We start from the raw sequence: 17392 nt of genomic DNA on the forward strand, positions 1-17392 counted from the left end.
GAAGAAGGAAGCTAGAGAGCAGGTTTGGGTACAATCGGTGGGTACAATTCCAAAAGAAAAGCCCCTTTAAATCATTGATCTAAAAGGGCTTTTTATATCTGGCGGAGAGAGAGGGATTCGAACCCTCGATACGCTATTAACGTATACACACTTTCCAGGCGTGCTCCTTCAGCCACTCGGACACCTCTCCGGATCTCGGCGTGCGGGTTACCCTGCTACCGAGGCGCGCTAATGTATCGAAACACGGGCGCTTTGGCAAACCCTTTTTCCATTGTTTTCAACCACTCGTGACTCCGGCTTTGGCGGACTCGCCAGTCATGAATTAGTTGGTAAACTGCCTGCTTTATGCTGCGGCGCTGATGCCGTATGACTTTCTATGTGAGGACTTTCTGATGAGCGAGCTGGTCTCCTATCGTTTCGCTGACGGCGTTGCCCACCTGAGCCTGGATAATGGCAAGGTCAACGCCCTGTCGCCCGACATGATCGCTGCGATTAACGCTGCGCTGGATCAGGCGGAAAAGGACCGCGCCGTGGTGGTGCTGAGCGGCAAGCCGGGCATTTTCTCCGGCGGCTACGATCTGAAAGTCATGACCTCTGGCCCGGATGCGGCCAAGGCGCTGGTGGCGTCCGGTTCAACCCTGTCACGCCGCATGCTGTCTCACCCCTTCCCGATTGTTGCCGTGTGCACCGGCCACGCAATTGCCAAGGGCGCGTTCCTGCTGCTGTCGTCCGATTACCGACTGGGCGTTGAGGGTCCGTTCAAGATTGGCCTGAACGAAACCGCCATCGGCATGACCATGCACCACGCCGGCATTGAACTGGCGCGTGCCCGCCTGACGCCAGCCGCCTTCGGCCGTGCGGTGATCAACGCCGAAATGTTCAGCCCGGAAGAAGCCGTTGTTGCCGGCTTCCTCGACAAGGTGGTCGCGGCCGAGGAGCTGGAAGCGGCAGCCATGGCCAAGGCCCGGGAGTTGGCTGCGCTGAACATGACTGCCTTCCGCCAGACCAAGGTCAAGAGCCGCAAGGCTTACCTGGAATTGCTGGATCAGTGCATCGAGCTGGATCGTCAGCACGACCTGAGCTGAAAAATCGGGAAACGTGGCAGGACTGCGCGGGGCAACGAGATGCAGTAGGCTATGCATCTCACCCTGCGGAGTCTTTCCATGGATTCAGTTACCCAGATCGTGCTCGGCGCCTCGATCCAGGGCGCAATGCTTGGCCGCTGGCAGGGCCGCAAGGCGCTGATCTACGGCGCTGCACTGGGTACGGTGCCCGATCTGGACGTGCTGATCGACTACGGCGATGCGGTCGCCGACATGACCTACCATCGCGGGTTCAGCCACTCCCTGTTCGTGCTGGCAACACTCGCCGCGCTGCTCACCTGGCTGATACGCAAACGCTGGCCGGACGCGGGCTACAGCAGCGGCAGGCTGTTCGCCACCCTGGCTCTGGTGCTCTGCACCCATCCGCTACTCGACAGTTTCACCACCTACGGTACCCAGCTGTTCTGGCCGCTGCCGATGCCGCCGGTGGCGATTTCCAGCATTTTCATCATTGACCCGCTCTACACCCTGCCCTTGCTGCTGGCGATGCTGGCAGGGCTGGTGATCGGGCTGGGCCGCAGCGGCCTGCGCTGGCAATACGCCGGGCTGCTGCTCAGTTCGCTGTATCTCGGCAGCACGCTGATCGGCAAGCAGATGGCCGACCATCACCTGCAAGCCGCACTGGCACAGCAGGGTATCCAGCCCCAGGCGACCTTCAGTACGCCGACCCCATTCAACACCCTGCTCTGGCGGGTTATGGCGGTCGACGGCGACAACTACTACGAAGGGCTGGTCGGCTGGCTGGACCATGAACCGCTGACCCTGATCAAGCTGCCGACCCGCGCCAGCGAGGCCCGACAGGCACTGCTCGAATCACCGCAGGACCAGCGTCTGCGCTGGTTTACCGGTGACCGCCTGCGCTACGACCTGATTGACGGGCAGTGGGTGGCGACCGATCTGCGCCTTGGCATGAGTGGCTACCATCCGTTCCGCTTTGCCCTGGCCACCGTGGACCCCGCCACCGGCGAGACTGCGTTGATCAGCGAGGTGGAGCAATGGCCGCAGCGGCGACCGGATGCGGCGGCGCTGCGCCTGATGGCAGAGCGGGCACTGGACGCCAAAACGCCGCTGTCGATTGCGGAGTTGTCGCGCTCACTCACCGAACCGGCACCCCATCAGCAACGGTGATGGCCGCACTGGCTGTCCGCTGGGGCGCTGAGTTTGCGATAATCTCGCTCTTTGTCCCCGGGGGAGCGTGAACATGTCAGGTCAATCGCCAGCCAGCAGCGCCGCGTCGAGTCGCCGTGTGGCGATGATCGCTGCCCTGATGGCGATTTTCACCACCATCTTCGCGAGCAACGTGCCCACCCCGCTGTACGCCGTCTGGCAGGCGAAGATGGGCTTTTCCTCCACGGCGCTGACCGCTGTCTTCTCGATCTATGTCCTCGGGGTGGTGACCACCCTGCTAACCCTGGGCTCACTGTCGGACAAGATTGGTCGTCGCCAGATGATGGTGCCGGGGCTGCTGTTCATTCTGGCCGGTGCGGTAATGTTTATCCTGGCGCGCGATATCTATGGGCTGGGTATCGCCCGGGTGCTGACCGGTATCGGCACCGGGATCGTGACCGGCGCCTCCTCGGCCGCACTGGTCGAACTGGAACCGGACGGCAACTGGACCCGCGCCGCCACCCTGTCGGCGCTGTTCTTTACCCTTGGCGCCTTTGCCGGCCCGACCGTCAGCTCGCTGATGCTCGGGCTGGGCGATGCAGCGCTGACCTGGCCGTTTGCGGTAACCCTGGCCCTTGGTGGCCTGACGGTCGCCCTGCTGCTGCTCGCCCCCTGGCCGGCCGATATCGGCCAGCGCCACCCGGACTTTCGCTGGCGCGCCTGGCGGCCGACCACTATCAAGGTGCCGCGGGAGATGCTCGGAGCGTTTATCTTCGCTGCCGCGGCGATCTGTCTGGCCTGGTCCACCGGCAGCCTGTATGCCTCGCTCGGCCCCTCACTGGCGACCAAGCTGGTCGGCATCGATGATCGCACCAAGGCCGGCCTGTTCGCCGCCGGCTGGCAGCTGATGGCCGGGGTAAGCCAGTTTGCCTGCAAGCGTCAGCCACTGGATCGCCTGCTGCTGGTTGGCCCGTCCACACTGATCATCGGTCTCGGCGTGATGGCTGCGGCCGTGGTCTACAGCTCGCCCTGGATGTTTACCCTCGCCACACTGGCAACGGCCAGCGGCGCGGGCGCGACCGGCGTGGTGGGTATTGCCTCGATCAGCAACAGCGCACCGGCCGATCAGCGCGGCGGGATCAACTCGGCGTTTTACCTGATGGCCTACCTGACCATGGCGTCGGTGGTGCTGGGCGTTGGCTTTGTCAGCGACATGATCGGCTTCGCGCCGACGGTGCTGGGCTTTGCCAGCATCATTTCCTGCGCCGCGCTGGCGCTGATGCTGGTCGCCCTCAGCAGCCGTCGCGCCTCGCTGTGGTAGTCAGCCCGCCAGCCACCAGCGCCAGAGGAAGAACACCAGCATGCTGCCGAAGATGGTCAGCAGCAGGTTGCGACTGAACGCAGCAATCAGCACGGCGACCACGCCACCGACCAGGTAGGCGTTGTCCAGCGTCAGCTGCAGGCTGTTGCCGTCGGGCATGACGACAGCCGGAACAATGATCGCCGTCAGGACCGCGACCGGCACATAGCCGAGCGCCTGCTGCACCAGCGGACTGAAGCGCACCCGATGACCCACCGCAAACAGGGTGTAGCGAATGGCGAAGGTGATCACGCCCATGCCCAGCAGCAGTACCGCTTCAAACTGACTCATTGCCCACCTCCCGTACGGAGGCTGCCGCGCTCCAGCGTTCGGCCAGCACGCCGGCGCTGACGCCGCAAAGCGCTGCCAGCATCAAGCCCAGCTTCCACGGCAGATCGTAGGCAACCAGCGCCACCAGCCCTGCCACGACGGCGGCCAGCAGCATGGGCCGGGTGCGCAGCAGCGGCACGACGATCCCGGTGAAGGTCGCGACCATGGCAAAGTCCAGGCCCCAGCCGGCCATACCGGGCAGCGCGTTGCCCAGCAAAGCCCCCACCAGCGTGCACAGGAACCAGTTGCCGTACATCGCCAGACACGAGCCGAGGTAGTACCAGTGCTTGTTCTCCAGCGGGATCTGCGGATCCAGATAGTGCCGCTGGACCACGGCAAAACTCTCGTCGGTCAACCAGAACGCCAGCGGAATCTTCCAGCGCTGGGACAGGTGACTGACATGGCTCATCAGGCTGGCGCTGTAGAGCGCATGCCGCAGATTGACGATAAAGGTCGTCAGCAGCAGCACAACCAGCCCGGCGCCGCTGGCGATCAGGCTCACGGCAATAAACTGGGCTGAGCCGGCGAAGACCAGCGCCGACATCAGCAGGGTGGCAGGCAGCGAGAGGCCGCTGGCAACAGCCAGCGTGCCGAAGATGACACCGAACGGCGTCGCGCCGATCAGCATGGGAACGGTATCGCGCGCGCCGCAGAGCAACGCGCTGGTTTTGGCAGACATGGGCGTAAAGACGGGCCGGGCAGTATCAGAATATATAGATGTGCAGCCTAGTCCGCCGCCGGGCGACAGGACAGATACAGCTAGAAAACAACATCCGGCAAACTGTTATGGTTGCCGCTAGGCGAGCGCAATATGCCTGCTGATCAGCGCCCGCAGCGCCGCCGGCTTGACCGGCTTGGGCAGATACGACAGGCCTGCCAGCGAGATTTCACTGAGCACATCCTGGCGGCCATCGGCACTGATCACTACGCCGGGCAGGTCGGCATCAAGCAGGTCGCGCAGCCACAGCATCAGCTGAGTGCCGGTATCGCCATCATCGAGGTGGTAATCAACCAGCACCAGCTCCGGGACGAAGCCCTGATCGAGCAATTGCCGAACTTCCTGCCGGTCGCGCGCGACTGCGACGCGGCACTGCCAGCGCCCGAGCAGGCTCTGCATGCCGGCCAGAATGCTGCTCTCATTGTCTATACACAGTACCGGCGCGCCGTCGAACTGCGGTGGCAGCTCGGGCTTGGCCGTCCGGCTGCGCACTGCCCGCGGCATGCTCGCCAGCGGCACGGTAACGCTGAACACACTGCCGTGCCCCGGCCAGGAACGCACGCTCAGCTCGTGCCCGAGTACCCGGCACAGACCGTCGGCAATGGCCAACCCCAGGCCCAGCCCCTTTTCGGCCTGGGTACGGTGACTGTCGAGTCGCTGAAACTCTTCAAAGATCAGCTGCAATTTGTCCTGCGGAATGCCCGGCCCCTGATCCCAGACCTCAATCCGTACCGCGCCGTGCAGATGGCGCACACCCAGCACCACCCGCGCAGCACTGGCATAGCGGAAGGCGTTGGTCAGGAAGTTCTGCAGCACCCGGCGCAGCAGGCGCATGTCGCTGCGCACCCGCAGCCGGCTGCTGTGAATGCGCAGATCAATACCCTGCTCGACTGCCAGCGCGCTGAACTCAATGCGCAGCGGGTCAAACAGCTCACTGAGGGCAAAATCACCCAGCTCCGGCACGATGCGCCCGGCTTCGAGACGGGAAATATCGAGCAGATCGGAAATCAGCTCCTCGGCAGACGCCAGCGAGCTGTCCAGATGGCGCACCAGCTCTTCCACCTCCGGCGGCATGTCGGACTGATGGGCCAGCGAGGCGGAGAACAGACGCGCGGCATTGAGCGGCTGCATCAGGTCATGGCTGACGGCAGTCAGGAATCGACTCTTGGACTGACTGGCCCGCTCGGTCTGGGCCTGCGCCTGCAGCAGTGCCTGGTTGAGCTGGGACAGCTCGCGGGTGCGCTCGTCCACCCGCCGCTCCAGACTCTCGTTCGCTTCCTGCAACGCCCGCTCGGCTTCGCGGAAGGCGGAGATGTCGGTGAAGCTCATGACGAAGCCGCCACCGGGCATCGGGTTGCCGATGATCTCGATGACGCTGCCGTCTGGGAACATGCGCTCGGAGCGATGCGGCGTACCCTGCTGCATCCAGGCGATGCGCTTGTCGACGTGCAGTTGCGGGTCACCGGGCCCGCACAACCCGCGCCGGGCGTTGTGCAGAATGATGTCGGCAATCGGACGACCGATGGCAATCAACCCTTCCGGGTACTGGAACATTTCCAGATAACGGCGATTCCAGGCCACCAGCCGCAGGGATTTATCAACCACGCTGATCCCCTGACTGATGTTCTCGATCGCACCCTGCAGCAGGCCCCGGTTGAATTGCAGCACCTCGGAGGCTTCATCGACGATGCGCACCACATCGTCAAACTGCATGTCGCGCCCTTCAATCGCTGCCTTCACCACCAGCCGCGCCGACGACGCACCCAGTACGCCGGCCAGCAGGCGCTCGGTCAGGGTAATCCAGCCGGAGTCTGCAGTCTGGCTGCCATGCAGGCTGCCACCCTGGCGCTGGGCATAATGATTGAACGCCGCCTCGGCGCGCTCCTCTCCAACAAAACGCGAGGCCAGCTCCAGCAGGTCGTCGACCCGCACCCGCAGCAGCACCTTGCCGGGCCCGTCAATCCAGGGCTCGCTGTCCTGGCTGACAAAGCGGCTGGCCTGCCAGTGTTCCAGCACACGCGTCCGGCTGAACAGCGAGCCGGCAACAAAGACCAGAAAGTTGCATACCAGTGACACCACGCTGGCCAGCGTCAGCGCATCCACGCCCCAGCTCGCGGCGGCGGTCCGCACCGCTTCGATCATCGGCAGCTGGCCGGTATGCCAATGCAAGCCGGCCCCTACCAGCGGCAACACCAGCAGATACAGCCACAGCACGATCCCGACCAGCAGCCCCGCCAGCACGCCGGTGCGGTTGGCCTGCTTCCAGAACAGCGCGCCAAACATCGCCGGCGCCAACTGGCCGATAGCGGCAAACGCGACCTGGCCGATGCTGGCCAGACTGGTCTCGCTGCCGATCAAGCGGTAAACCACATAGGCCAGCAGCAGAATAATCAGAATGCTGGTGCGCCGGACGTTCAGCAGCCAGCCACGAAAACGCTCGTAGGAATGCTCGGCGCCGACGCGGTTGCGCAGCAGGATCGGCAATACCACATCGTTCGACACCATGGTGCTGAGCGCGATCGCCGCCACGATCACCATGCCGGATGCCGCCGAGGCACCCCCCAGGAAGGCAGCCATGGCCAGCACCGGATTGCCCTGCAGCAACGGCAGACTGATGACGTAGGAATCGGGCGACATGCCGTCGCCGAGCAGCATCTGACCAGCCAAAGCGATGGGCACCACAAAGAGGCCGGCCAGCAGCAGGTAAACAGGGAAAACCCAGCGTGCCAGACGCAGATCACCCGGCTCGCTGTTTTCCACTACAGCAACCTGGAACTGCCGGGGCAGGCAGATGAAGGCGAAAATCGCAATGGAGGTTTGCAGCAGAATGCCGATGACCGGCGTATCGCGCTGCCAGTAGCTCTCCAGCACCGGCTCGGCGCGCGCCTGAGTAATCAGGTCTGCTGCGCCGCCGAACAGCCCAAACACCACAAACAGCCCGACCGCCAGAAACGCCAGCAGCTTGACCAGCGCCTCAAAGGCAATCGCCAGCATCATGCCTCGGTGGTGCTCCGTCACATCCAGGCTGCGGGTCCCGAACAGCACGGTAAACAATGCCAGAACCAGGGTGACGGCCAGCGCGGTATCTTCCGCGCCGAACGCATTCAATGGCGTTGCCGCTTCGGTTCCGCCGCCGGTAAGCAGGCTGTAGCCCAGCACGATACCCTTGAGTTGCAGCGCGATATACGGCAGCACGGCAACCAGGCACAGCAGCGAGACGACAACGCCCAGGCTTTGCGACTTGCCGTAGCGCGAGGCGATAAAGTCGGCGATGGAGGTAATATTTTCCTGCTTGCTGATCGCAATCATCCGCGCATAAAGGCGCCAGCCAAACAGAAACAGCAGCAACGGCCCCAGGTAGATAGGCAAAAAGCCCCAGAGCTGGTCGGTCGCCATGCCGACCGAACCGAAGAAGGTCCAACTGGTACACCAGACGGCCAGCGACAGGCTGTAGACCCAGACCCTCAGGCGCGGCTTGAGCACACTCGCGTTGCGATCACCCCAAAAGGCAATAACAAACAGCAAGGCCATGTACAGCAGAAATATGAAGGCTACCAGCCCACCGGAAAGCATCATGAGGCGCGCTCAACCCGCAACAGTGTCACAACCTTCAGTCTGACAGTGCCAAACGGCTTTGCCCAGCCGACTTCCGTCGTAGCCGGCATTCGGCGACGCTCTAGCTGGCCAGTTCCATCTGCTGCAGCACAAGCGCAGCCTGGGTGCGGGTACGGACGTTGAGTTTGCGGAAGATGGCGGTGACGTGCGCCTTGACGGTGGCCTCGGACACGTCCAGCTCGTAGGCGATCTGCTTGTTCAGCAGGCCATCACAGACCATGGTCAGCACGCGAAACTGTTGCGGGGTGAGGCTGGCGACCCGCTCGCTGATCTGCTGCTGCTCGTCGCTCATGCCGGGCGGATTGTCGATACCCGGCGGCCAGCACACGCTGCCATCGAGCACAGACTGCACCGCAGCCTGGATGGCTTCGAGACTGGCGGACTTGGGGATAAACCCGCTGGCACCGAAATCACGCGCACGGCGGGCAATGGTCGGTTCTTCCTGGGCTGAAATAAGGATCACGGGAATCTGCGGGTACTGACCACGCATCTGAGCCAGCCCGGAGAAGCCGTAGGCGCCGGGCATGTTGAGGTCCAGCAGTACAAGATCCCAGTCGGCTCGTTCGGCCAGACGCTGTTGCAGCTCGCTGATGCTGCCTACCTCGCTCAGGCTGATGGTGTCGCCCAAGCCATCGCGCAGGGCCTGGCGCAACGCACTGCGAAACAGGGGGTGATCATCGGCAATCAAGATGTCGTAGGTGAGACCCATGCTAAGCGTCCTGGCAGTCATTTTTGTTATTGGCTGAGTCAAGCACGCTGAGACTGCCAGCCAGCGGCGTTTCAGTCAATGCCATGTTGTACCGGTACAGTCTGCGCAGGCAGCTGTATCTGGCAGCAATACCGCCATAGTGAGGATAATGGCGGTTTTGCCTGCCGAGCTCGATAGCATGAACCTGCGCCATTACCGTGCCGATGTCCTGATGCTGATCACTGCCCTGATCTGGGGTAGTACCTTTGTGGCCCAGCGCCTGGGCATGGACCATATTGGCCCCTTTCTGTACACGGGCCTGCGTTTCCTGCTCGGCGCGGCCACCGTCATGCCGTTGATCTGGCTGCTGCGCAAGCCCGCCAAACCCGACACCCCCGCACGGCTGAGCAAGCCGATGCTGCTTGGCAGCATTGCGCTGGGCGCGGTGCTGACGCTGGGTATCAACCTGCAGCAAATTGGCCTGATGTTCACCACCGTGACCAACTCGGGATTCATCACCGGACTGTACGTTATTCTGGTGCCGGTGTTTGGTCTGTTTATCGGCATGCGTACCCATCGCGGTACCTGGGCCGGCGCCGTCATGGCCCTGATCGGCATGGTGCTGCTGAGCGTGACGGCGGAATTTACGGTCGCCCCCGGTGACTGGCTGCAGCTGGTCGGAGCCTGCTTCTGGGCAGTCCATGTGCTGCTGGTAGGCGCCCTGGCCAGCCGCTACGACCCGATCCTGGTGTCGTTTATTCAATTTATGGTGTGCGCGGTCGTCAGCCTCACCCTCGCCCTGATCTTTGAGCCCATCAGTCTTGCGGCTGTCCGTGACGCTTTGCCGGCCATTCTCTATGGCGGGATTCTGGCTGTTGGTGTGGCATTTACCCTGCAGGTCGTCGCGCAAAAGGATGCAATCACCTCACACGCGGCCATCATCCTCAGCCTGGAAGCGGTATTCGCCGCCCTGGCCGGCTGGCTGATCCTCGGTGAAACCCTGACTGCCCGCGGTCTGCTGGGTTGTGCATTGATGCTGGCGGGCATGCTGACCGCGCAGTTGGTGCCGATCTATCTGGATCGGCGCAAGCAGGCGACGGTTGCCGTGCAACAGGAACCCGCCGGCCATCACTGAGGCCGGCGGCGACAGGAATCCATATAGCCCCGGCTGAACAGATCGAAATAGTCATCGAGCTGCCGGGCGGCAACGTCCTCTGCGGCCAACGCCAGACAGGCGGCAGCGACTTCGACGGTGCATAGATGATCGTCGCGACTGGAACGACGCAACCGGTAGCGCGACAGCCGTTCAGTATGCAGACTCAAAATCGGCAGGTCGGCCAGATAGGGGCTCTTGCGAAACATCTTGCGCGCCTGGGTCCAGGTCGCATCCAGAATGATCAGCAGCGGGCGACGCCCGGGTTCAGGCTCAATCGCCGCACAGACCCGCTGGTCCGGCTGAGCATATTCGCCAGGGAATACCACATAGGGCTGATACTGCGGATCGGCCAGCAACGCCAGCAATGCCGGGTCAACGTCGGTACGCGCCCAGACAAAGGCGTGGGTATCGGGCACACAATCGGCAATCAGTCGCCCGGTGTTGGTCGGCTTGAGCGGCTCATAGGCATGCATGATCAGACAGAAGCTGATGGCGCAATCCAGCTGCGGACGCTCGGCACAGATACACGCCCAGCGCGCCAGCTGGCAGCCCGGGCACCGCTGCACCCGCGCCCCCCTCGCCTTGAACGGACGGGTGGATCGCGCCACGGCCTCCTCGCGCAGACGGTTGACCGCATGGGCGGGCTTCTCCGACATCCTCATTTCCTCAGGCTGGACAGCTGCTGCATCACAATGCCAGCATTCTACCCGATTCGCTGCCGGCGAAGGATGCACCTGCCGCGTGCTATTGACTGCGAACCAGTTGCCGGGGTCGTGGTCTGAAAGGGAAGTCGCAGCATCATGATGATCTGATCTGGAGAAATATAATGCGCTGGATACCTCTGCTTCTCGCCGCCAGTCTGGCGGCCCCCATTCAAGCAGCCTCCCTGCGTGATATTCGCCTGACGGAAACCCTGCAACAGGTTGCCGCCCAGAGCAGCGAAAACACCCCGCGAGAAATCAACAGCAACATCACCGACTTGGGCTTCAGCGCCAAGGGCGATGAACTGATCAACCGTCTGGCGGTAGACCCGGAATACGCCCAGCGCATGCAGGAGGACCCGCTGCTTATCCGTAGCCAGCTGCAATCGAGCGTCTGCACAGACCTGCGTTTTCGCCGTCTGCTCGACATGGGCGCAACGCTGACCTATCACTTCGTGCTCAAGGAGAGTGCCCAACCGGTGCTAACCCAGAGCTTTATTGCCGACCACTGCCAGACCCTGTGAGGCCCCGCCCGATGCAAGACAACGACCCGGCGGACTATCTCAGCCGTCACTGGCAAACCGGCAGCAGCGAGATCCCGGCCAAGGTCGACGAACTCATTCAACTCTGCGCCGCCGAAAGCGAAAACGCACCGCTCTACCGGGACATGCTGCTCGACGTGATTCGCATGGCCCAGGCGGATCGTAACCGCTGGGACGCGAAGATCATGCTGCACACCATTCGCGAAATGGAGCAGGCCTTTTCGCGCATGGAAATCTTCAAGCGTCGCCGCAAGGTAACCGTTTTCGGCTCGGCGCGAACCCCGATTGATCATCCCCTGTATGCGCTTGCCAGAGCCATGGGCGAAGAGCTAGCCGCCAACGATTACATGGCCATCACCGGTGCCGGCGGCGGCATCATGACCGCCACCCACGAGGGCGCCGGCCTGGATCACAGCCTGGGCTTCAATATCACCCTGCCCTTCGAGCAACGCTCCAATAACATAGTGCATGGCACCAGCCACGACCTGTCATTCGGGTTCTTTTTCCTGCGCAAGTTGTTCTTCGTCAAGGAAGCGGACGCGCTGATTCTCTGTCCCGGCGGATTCGGCACACTGGATGAAGCGCTTGAGGTGCTGACGCTGGTGCAGACCGGCAAGAGCCCGATGGTGCCCATCATCCTGCTGGACCAGCCTGACGGGCAGTACTGGCAGGCCTTTTTGCAGTTTGTTCGCAGCCAGCTGATCGACAATCACTACATCAAGCCTGACGACATCAACCTGCTGACACCGTGTTCATCCCCCGCACAGGCAATGCAGGTGGTGCTCGACTTCTACAGCAACTATCACTCGTCTCGACGTGTAGACGACCAGTACATGCTGCGCCTGAACCGACCACTGACCGCGCAGGCACTCGCCCAACTGGACGACCGGTTCGGCCATATCTGCAAATCAGGCGGTTTTGTGCAACAGGGTGTCTGCGATCAGGAGAGCGATGAGCCGGAGCTGGGCGAGCTTACCCGTCTGTGCTTTGACTTCAACGAACGAGACCAGGGTGGTCTGAGGACACTGATCGACTTCGTCAATCAGCCTGAAAACTACCAAAGCCCCGGTACTGCATAAACCGAAGCTGTTTGCTGCGCTCGGCCGGGTCTGACGCCCGGCCTTCCGGAAAGCGCTTGGCAAACACCCGCTGAGCCAGTGCCGTCCAGTCCTGATCGAACTCTGCAAGGGTCCGTTCAACCAGCGCCTCGGCCACACCGCGCTGGCGCAGCTCTTCTTTCAGACGAGCAGGCCCGTAGCCGCGCTGGCTGCGAGCATACAGATAGGCTTCACAGAAACGCGCATCGCTGAGCAGGCCATCTTCGACCAGACGGTCCAGCTCAATCTCTGCCGCATCGGTTGCCGCACCTCGCTGGCGCAGCTTGCGCAACAACTCGCTGTAGCTGTGCTCACGCCGCGCCAGCAGGTCCATCGCGGAGCGACGGATCGCTGCCGGACTGTCCAGCGCGGTACGCGGGCGCATCAAACCCGGCTCTTAGCCTTCCAGCTCGGCATCGGCTTCAGCCTCCGCCTTGGCCTTGCCCGGCTTGGCCAGCAACTGGTCACGGATGGCCTTCTCGATTTCATCCGCGATCTGCTGGTTATCCTGCAGGAACTTGGCTGCATTGGCCTTGCCCTGACCGATCTTGTTGCCCTGATAGCTGTACCAGGCGCCGGATTTCTCAACCAGACCAATCTGCACGCCCAGATCGATGATCTCGGCGTTGTGGTAGATGCCGGTACCGTACAGAATCTGGAATTCAGCCTGACGGAACGGCGGAGCCACCTTGTTTTTCACGACTTTGACGCGGGTCTCGCTGCCGACAACCTCGTCGCCTTCCTTGACCGCGCCGGTACGGCGAATGTCCAGACGCACAGAAGAGTAGAACTTGAGCGCGTTACCACCGGTGGTGGTTTCCGGGTTGCCGAACATGACGCCAATCTTCATGCGGATCTGGTTGATGAAGATCACCAGGCAGTTGGCGTTCTTGATGTTACCGGTGATCTTGCGCAGCGCCTGGGACATCAGACGGGCCTGCACACCGACGTGGTGATCACCCATCTCGCCTTCGATTTCGGCCTTGGGCACCAGCGCTGCCACCGAGTCGACGATGATCACGTCAACCGCATTGGAGCGCACCAGCATGTCGGTGATTTCCAGTGCCTGCTCACCGGTATCGGGCTGCGACACCAGCAGGTCATCCACGTTGACACCCAGCTTGCCGGCATACTCCGGGTCCAGCGCGTGCTCGGCATCAACGAAGGCGCAGGTTGCACCGTGCTTCTGCGCCTGGGCAATAACCGACAGGGTCAGCGTGGTTTTACCGGAGGACTCCGGCCCGTAGATTTCAACAATACGGCCCTTGGGCAGGCCGCCGATACCGAGGGCGATATCCAGACCGAGCGAGCCGGTGGAGATGGCCGGAATGGCCTGGCGCTCGTGATCACCCATGCGCATTACCGCGCCCTTGCCAAACTGACGTTCAATCTGGCTCAAGGCAGCCGACAGCGCCTTCTTTTTGTTCTCGTCCATTTCGCATCCTCTTGGCTTGGGGCGGGCACCGCGGCGACCGACCGATCAACTACTGTATATTTGGTCAGTATTATTCCACAGAAAAAATGGCCCGCCTACCCCCGATTTCACTCAGACTGACAACCGGTTCGCAGGCTGCTTGTGCGCCTCTTTGACCAGCCGTTCCAGAGCGTGCAGCACCGTCTGGGCGCGCACCTCTCGGCGTCCGCCCTGGAAACGCTTGCACTCGCTGACGACGCTGCCGTCGGCCAGGGCCCAGCCAAACCAGACGGTCCCGACCGGCTTCTCTGCACTGCCGCCATCAGGGCCGGCAATACCGCTGACCGCAACCGCCATCGCCGCCCCGGCAGCCTCCCTGGCTCCGGACGCCATCGCTCTGACCACCGGCTCGCTGACCGCGCCATGAGCCTCGATCACCTCTGCGTTCACCCCAAGCCAACGGCTTTTGCTGGCGTTGGCGTAGGTGACGAATCCGGTCTCGAACCAGCGCGAACTGCCAGCCACCCGGGTTATTGCCTCGGCAATCCCTCCGCCCGTGCAGGACTCAGCGGTGCTGACCTGCAGTCCCTGCTGTTCCAGCACTTTGCCAAGCCTCGCAGCGGCAGAGTCGATCAGCGGGTCATAATGCGACATGGTTCACTCCTGTACGAACGGATATCAGGCAACAGCATGCCAGTTGGCGCGCTGCCTGCGAATACCCTGCGACCACATTCAGCCGCCTCGGGTTCCTGCTGCCGGAGTCGCCGGCAGCACTGCAGCAGCCACCAGCGACGTGATACCCTTTGCGCCAACCTGAAACGGCGTCTCAGCCACCGCCCTCAGCGCATCCATCGCGCCCGGTGACACCGCCTTTGCCGCATATTTCGAGTCATTGATGAAAAAGAGCAAAACCGAATCCTCCGCCCACACGCCGATGATGCAGCAGTACTTCAGCATCAAGCAGCAGCATCCCGAACAGCTCCTGTTCTACCGCATGGGTGACTTTTACGAACTGTTCTACGACGACGCGAAAAAAGCCGCCCGTCTGCTCGATATCACCCTGACCGCAAGGGGCCAGTCCGGCGGCCAACCGATTCCGATGGCCGGCATCCCGTTCCATGCCGCCGAGGGCTATCTGGCCAAGCTGGTCAAGCTGGGCGAGTCGGTTGTCATCTGTGAGCAGGTTGGCGATCCGGCCACCAGCAAGGGCCCGGTCGAGCGCCAGGTTGCCCGCATCATTACCCCCGGCACGGTCAGCGATGAAGCGCTGCTCGATGAGCGTCGCGACAACCTGCTGGCCGCGCTAGTGGGCGCCGAGCGCGGCTTTGGCCTGGCTACGCTCGACATCAACAGTGGCCGCTTTGTGGTCATGGAACTGCGCGGCTGGGAAACTCTGCTCGGGGAGCTGGAACGTCTGGCACCGGCCGAGCTGTTGATTCCCGATGACTGGGAAAGCAACACGCCAATCGAGCGCCGCCGCGCCGTGCGTCGTCGCGCCCCCTGGGAGTTCGATCAGGACAGCGCCTTCAAGGCCCTCACCCAGCAATTCGGCACCAAGGATCTGGTCGGCTTCGACTGTCAGGACCTGACCCTCGGCCTCGGCGCTGCCGGTGCGCTGCTGAGCTATGCCAAGGAAACCCAGCGCACCGCCCTGCCGCACATCCGCAGCATCGCTCAGGAGCGTTTTGAAGACAGCGTGATTATCGACAGCGCCAGCCGCCGTAATCTGGAAATCGACCAGAACCTGTCCGGTGGCCGCGACAACACCCTGCTCGACGTACTCGACCATACTGCAACGGCCATGGGCAGCCGCCTGATGGCGCGGTGGCTGAATCGCCCCCTGCGGGACCTCAAGGTCCTGGGTGCGCGCCAGGACAGCATCAGCGCCCTGCTCGACCAGCAGTTCTACCTCGACCTTCAGCCGCAGCTCAAGGGCATCGGCGACATCGAGCGCATCCTTGCCCGGGTTGCCCTGCGCTCTGCGCGGCCGCGCGATCTGGCACGCCTGCGCGACGCGCTGGCCGCCCTGCCCGCACTGCAGGATTGCATGCAGGCGCTGGAAACACCGCATCTGCGCAATCTGGCCGAGCAGGTACGCACCTACCCGGAGCTGGCCGAGCTGCTGGAACGCGCCGTGATCGACAACCCGCCCGCGGTGCTGCGCGACGGCGGCGTGATCAAGCCCGGTTTCGACGCCGAGCTGGATGAGCTGCAGAACATCAGCGAGAACGCAGGCCAGTATCTGATTGATCTGGAAACCCGCGAGCGCGAGCGTACCGGGCTGAGCACCCTCAAGGTCGGCTACAACCGGGTACACGGCTACTTTATCGAACTGTCGCGCAGCCAGGCCGATCAGGCGCCGGCAGATTATATTCGCCGCCAGACCCTGAAGGGCGCCGAGCGCTTCATTACCCCGGAACTGAAAGCCTTTGAAGACAAGGCGCTGTCGGCCCGCAGCCGCGCCCTGGCTCGTGAAAAGCAACTGTACGACGAGCTGATCGACCGTCTCAACGAGGACCTTGCCGCACTGCAGACCACTGCCGCCAGCCTGGCCGAAATTGATGTGCTCTGCACCCTCGCCGAAAGGGCCGGCAGTCTCGATTACAGTCGCCCGCGCTTTATCGAGGGCAGCCAGTTGAAGATCAGTCAGGGCCGTCATCCGGTCGTCGAGCAGGTGCTGGAAACGCCCTTCGTGGCCAACGATCTGGACCTGGACATCGACACCCGCATGCTGGTGATTACCGGCCCCAACATGGGCGGTAAATCCACCTACATGCGCCAGACCGCGCTGATCGTGCTGCTGGCCCATATCGGCAGCTTTGTACCGGCGGCAGGCGTCGAGCTGTCCTGTGTCGACCGCATCTTCACCCGCATCGGTTCCAGTGACGATCTGGCCGGCGGCCGCTCAACCTTCATGGTCGAAATGAGCGAAACCGCCAACATCCTCAACAACGCCACCAGCGCCAGTCTGGTGCTGATGGACGAAGTCGGCCGCGGCACCAGCACCTTCGACGGCCTGTCACTGGCCTGGTCTGCTGCCGAGTATCTGGCCAAGGTTCGCGCCTTCACCCTGTTTGCCACGCACTACTTCGAGCTGACCGGCATGGCCGACACCGACGAAGGCGTGGCCAACGTGCACCTGAACGCCACCGAACATAATGAACGCATCGTATTCCTGCATAACGTCCAGCCCGGCCCTGCCAGCCAGAGCTACGGCCTGCAAGTCGCCCAGCTTGCCGGTGTACCGCGTCCGGTCATCCTGCGCGCCCGCGAACACCTCGCCCAACTGGAGCAGCAGAGCCTGGAGCAGCACGGCAGCAAGCCCGCAGGCAACACTGAGCAACCGTTCCAGACTGATCTGTTCGCCAGCGCACCTCACCCTCTGATCGAACAGATCCAGGCACTGGATCCGGACGATCTCAGCCCGCGCCAGGCGCTGGACCTGCTGTACAAGCTCAAACGCGAGTGGGCGTAAATTCAGCAAATGATATTCATTTGCATCAAACGCGTTGGAACTACGCTTTAATCTGCGCAAAACCCGGCGGTGCTCTGTACCGCCGG

Annotated in this window: 16 protein-coding genes and 1 tRNA gene; 7 read left to right on the forward strand and 10 right to left on the reverse strand. The window is 62.6% G+C overall.

The features are described from left to right. Nucleotides 1–99 precede the first annotated feature (99 nt). Nucleotides 100–190: transfer RNA gene (locus tag O5O48_RS00415), tRNA-Ser, on the reverse strand. 202 nt (nt 191–392) lie between these two features. On the opposite strand from O5O48_RS00415, the gene O5O48_RS00420 reads away from it, so the two are divergent. From O5O48_RS00420 to O5O48_RS00430, 3 genes are all read left to right on the forward strand, one after another. Next, on the forward strand, nt 393–1085 hold the full coding sequence (locus O5O48_RS00420; RefSeq protein WP_088275734.1) for a crotonase/enoyl-CoA hydratase family protein: 693 nt from the start codon (nt 393–395) through the stop codon (nt 1083–1085). A 78-nt stretch (nt 1086–1163) separates the two neighbouring features. Further along, nucleotides 1164–2231, forward strand: coding sequence for a metal-dependent hydrolase (locus O5O48_RS00425; RefSeq protein WP_233049206.1), 1068 nt, complete (start codon nt 1164–1166; stop codon nt 2229–2231). A 73-nt stretch (nt 2232–2304) separates the two neighbouring features. Continuing rightward, nucleotides 2305–3531, forward strand: coding sequence for an MFS transporter (locus tag O5O48_RS00430; protein WP_088275613.1), 1227 nt, complete (start codon nt 2305–2307; stop codon nt 3529–3531). Here O5O48_RS00430 and O5O48_RS00435 read toward each other — a convergent pair whose 3' ends face one another. From O5O48_RS00435 to O5O48_RS00450, 4 genes are all read right to left on the reverse strand, one after another. Then, entirely contained in the window at nt 3532–3861 is a 330-nt protein-coding gene (locus O5O48_RS00435; protein WP_228247337.1) for an AzlD domain-containing protein, read from the reverse strand. Beyond that, complete coding sequence (locus O5O48_RS00440; protein ID WP_233049205.1) at nt 3848–4579, reverse strand: AzlC family ABC transporter permease; 732 nt, start codon at nt 4577–4579, stop codon at nt 3848–3850. The genes O5O48_RS00435 and O5O48_RS00440 overlap by 14 nt, the downstream gene beginning before the upstream one ends. Nucleotides 4580–4696: 117 nt before the next feature. Next, nucleotides 4697–8194 carry a hybrid sensor histidine kinase/response regulator gene (locus O5O48_RS00445; RefSeq protein WP_269687817.1) on the reverse strand — a complete coding sequence of 1166 codons (3498 nt, stop codon included), beginning with the start codon at nt 8192–8194 and terminating at the stop codon, nt 4697–4699. A 100-nt stretch (nt 8195–8294) separates the two neighbouring features. Beyond that, the gene (locus O5O48_RS00450; protein WP_269687818.1) at nt 8295–8942 is read right to left on the reverse strand and encodes a response regulator; all 648 of its coding nucleotides are present in this window, start codon (nt 8940–8942) and stop codon (nt 8295–8297) included. 178 nt (nt 8943–9120) lie between these two features. On the opposite strand from O5O48_RS00450, the gene O5O48_RS00455 reads away from it, so the two are divergent. Beyond that, nucleotides 9121–10056, forward strand: a complete 936-nt coding sequence (locus O5O48_RS00455) for a DMT family transporter (protein WP_434006968.1) — start codon at nt 9121–9123, stop codon at nt 10054–10056. Here the strand turns inward: O5O48_RS00455 and O5O48_RS00460 are convergent. Then, complete coding sequence (locus tag O5O48_RS00460) at nt 10050–10733, reverse strand: tRNA-uridine aminocarboxypropyltransferase (RefSeq protein WP_269687820.1); 684 nt, start codon at nt 10731–10733, stop codon at nt 10050–10052. The two genes, O5O48_RS00455 and O5O48_RS00460, sit on opposite strands and share 7 nt — an antisense overlap. Before the next feature lie 170 nt (nt 10734–10903). Here O5O48_RS00460 and O5O48_RS00465 point away from each other — a divergent pair, with 170 nt between their 5' ends. Both O5O48_RS00465 and O5O48_RS00470 read left to right on the forward strand, forming a co-directional pair. Continuing rightward, nucleotides 10904–11302: a PA3611 family quorum-sensing-regulated virulence factor gene (locus O5O48_RS00465; RefSeq protein WP_269687821.1), complete on the forward strand. Its 399-nt coding sequence runs from the start codon at nt 10904–10906 to the stop codon at nt 11300–11302. An 11-nt stretch (nt 11303–11313) separates the two neighbouring features. Then, nucleotides 11314–12399, forward strand: a complete 1086-nt coding sequence (locus O5O48_RS00470) for an LOG family protein (RefSeq protein WP_228247331.1) — start codon at nt 11314–11316, stop codon at nt 12397–12399. Here O5O48_RS00470 and O5O48_RS00475 read toward each other — a convergent pair. The 4 genes from O5O48_RS00475 to O5O48_RS00490 all read right to left on the reverse strand — a co-directional run bounded on the left by O5O48_RS00475 (nt 12359) and on the right by O5O48_RS00490 (nt 14740). Further along, nucleotides 12359–12802 (reverse strand): regulatory protein RecX, encoded by a 444-nt coding sequence (locus O5O48_RS00475; protein WP_088275622.1) that lies wholly within the window; start codon nt 12800–12802, stop codon nt 12359–12361. The genes O5O48_RS00470 and O5O48_RS00475 overlap by 41 nt on opposite strands. Before the next feature lie 12 nt (nt 12803–12814). Further along, nucleotides 12815–13852, reverse strand: coding sequence for a recombinase RecA (gene recA / locus O5O48_RS00480; RefSeq protein WP_088275623.1), 1038 nt, complete (start codon nt 13850–13852; stop codon nt 12815–12817). A gap of 111 nt (nt 13853–13963) precedes the next feature. After that, the gene (locus O5O48_RS00485; protein ID WP_269687822.1) at nt 13964–14485 is read right to left on the reverse strand and encodes a CinA family protein; all 522 of its coding nucleotides are present in this window, start codon (nt 14483–14485) and stop codon (nt 13964–13966) included. Nucleotides 14486–14563: 78 nt separating this feature from the next. Continuing rightward, on the reverse strand, nt 14564–14740 hold the full coding sequence (locus O5O48_RS00490; protein ID WP_228247329.1) for a hypothetical protein: 177 nt from the start codon (nt 14738–14740) through the stop codon (nt 14564–14566). On the opposite strand from O5O48_RS00490, the gene mutS reads away from it, so the two are divergent. Further along, a complete protein-coding gene (mutS, locus tag O5O48_RS00495; protein WP_269687823.1) occupies nt 14727–17306 on the forward strand; it encodes a DNA mismatch repair protein MutS in 2580 nt (859 codons plus the stop codon). The genes O5O48_RS00490 and mutS overlap by 14 nt on opposite strands. Nucleotides 17307–17392 lie beyond the last annotated feature (86 nt).

The sequence above is a fragment of the Halopseudomonas sp. MFKK-1 genome (genome assembly GCF_027474385.1).
In the GTDB taxonomy this organism is placed as follows: Bacteria; Pseudomonadota; Gammaproteobacteria; order Pseudomonadales; family Pseudomonadaceae; genus Halopseudomonas; species Halopseudomonas aestusnigri.

Coding starts and splice junctions, on each gene's coding strand:
- O5O48_RS00420 (WP_088275734.1), top strand. CDS start 393: ATGAGCGAGCTGGTCTCCTATCGTTTCGCTGACGGCGTTGCCCACCTG.
- O5O48_RS00430 (WP_088275613.1), top strand. CDS start 2,305: ATGTCAGGTCAATCGCCAGCCAGCAGCGCCGCGTCGAGTCGCCGTGTG.
- recA (WP_088275623.1), bottom strand. CDS start 13,852: ATGGACGAGAACAAAAAGAAGGCGCTGTCGGCTGCCTTGAGCCAGATT.
- O5O48_RS00455 (WP_434006968.1), top strand. CDS start 9,121: ATGAACCTGCGCCATTACCGTGCCGATGTCCTGATGCTGATCACTGCC.
- mutS (WP_269687823.1), top strand. CDS start 14,727: ATGAAAAAGAGCAAAACCGAATCCTCCGCCCACACGCCGATGATGCAG.
- O5O48_RS00450 (WP_269687818.1), bottom strand. CDS start 8,942: ATGGGTCTCACCTACGACATCTTGATTGCCGATGATCACCCCCTGTTT.
- O5O48_RS00435 (WP_228247337.1), bottom strand. CDS start 3,861: ATGAGTCAGTTTGAAGCGGTACTGCTGCTGGGCATGGGCGTGATCACC.
- O5O48_RS00440 (WP_233049205.1), bottom strand. CDS start 4,579: ATGTCTGCCAAAACCAGCGCGTTGCTCTGCGGCGCGCGCGATACCGTT.
- O5O48_RS00470 (WP_228247331.1), top strand. CDS start 11,314: ATGCAAGACAACGACCCGGCGGACTATCTCAGCCGTCACTGGCAAACC.
- O5O48_RS00425 (WP_233049206.1), top strand. CDS start 1,164: ATGGATTCAGTTACCCAGATCGTGCTCGGCGCCTCGATCCAGGGCGCA.
- O5O48_RS00465 (WP_269687821.1), top strand. CDS start 10,904: ATGCGCTGGATACCTCTGCTTCTCGCCGCCAGTCTGGCGGCCCCCATT.
- O5O48_RS00445 (WP_269687817.1), bottom strand. CDS start 8,194: ATGATGCTTTCCGGTGGGCTGGTAGCCTTCATATTTCTGCTGTACATG.
- O5O48_RS00485 (WP_269687822.1), bottom strand. CDS start 14,485: ATGTCGCATTATGACCCGCTGATCGACTCTGCCGCTGCGAGGCTTGGC.
- O5O48_RS00475 (WP_088275622.1), bottom strand. CDS start 12,802: ATGCGCCCGCGTACCGCGCTGGACAGTCCGGCAGCGATCCGTCGCTCC.
- O5O48_RS00460 (WP_269687820.1), bottom strand. CDS start 10,733: ATGTCGGAGAAGCCCGCCCATGCGGTCAACCGTCTGCGCGAGGAGGCC.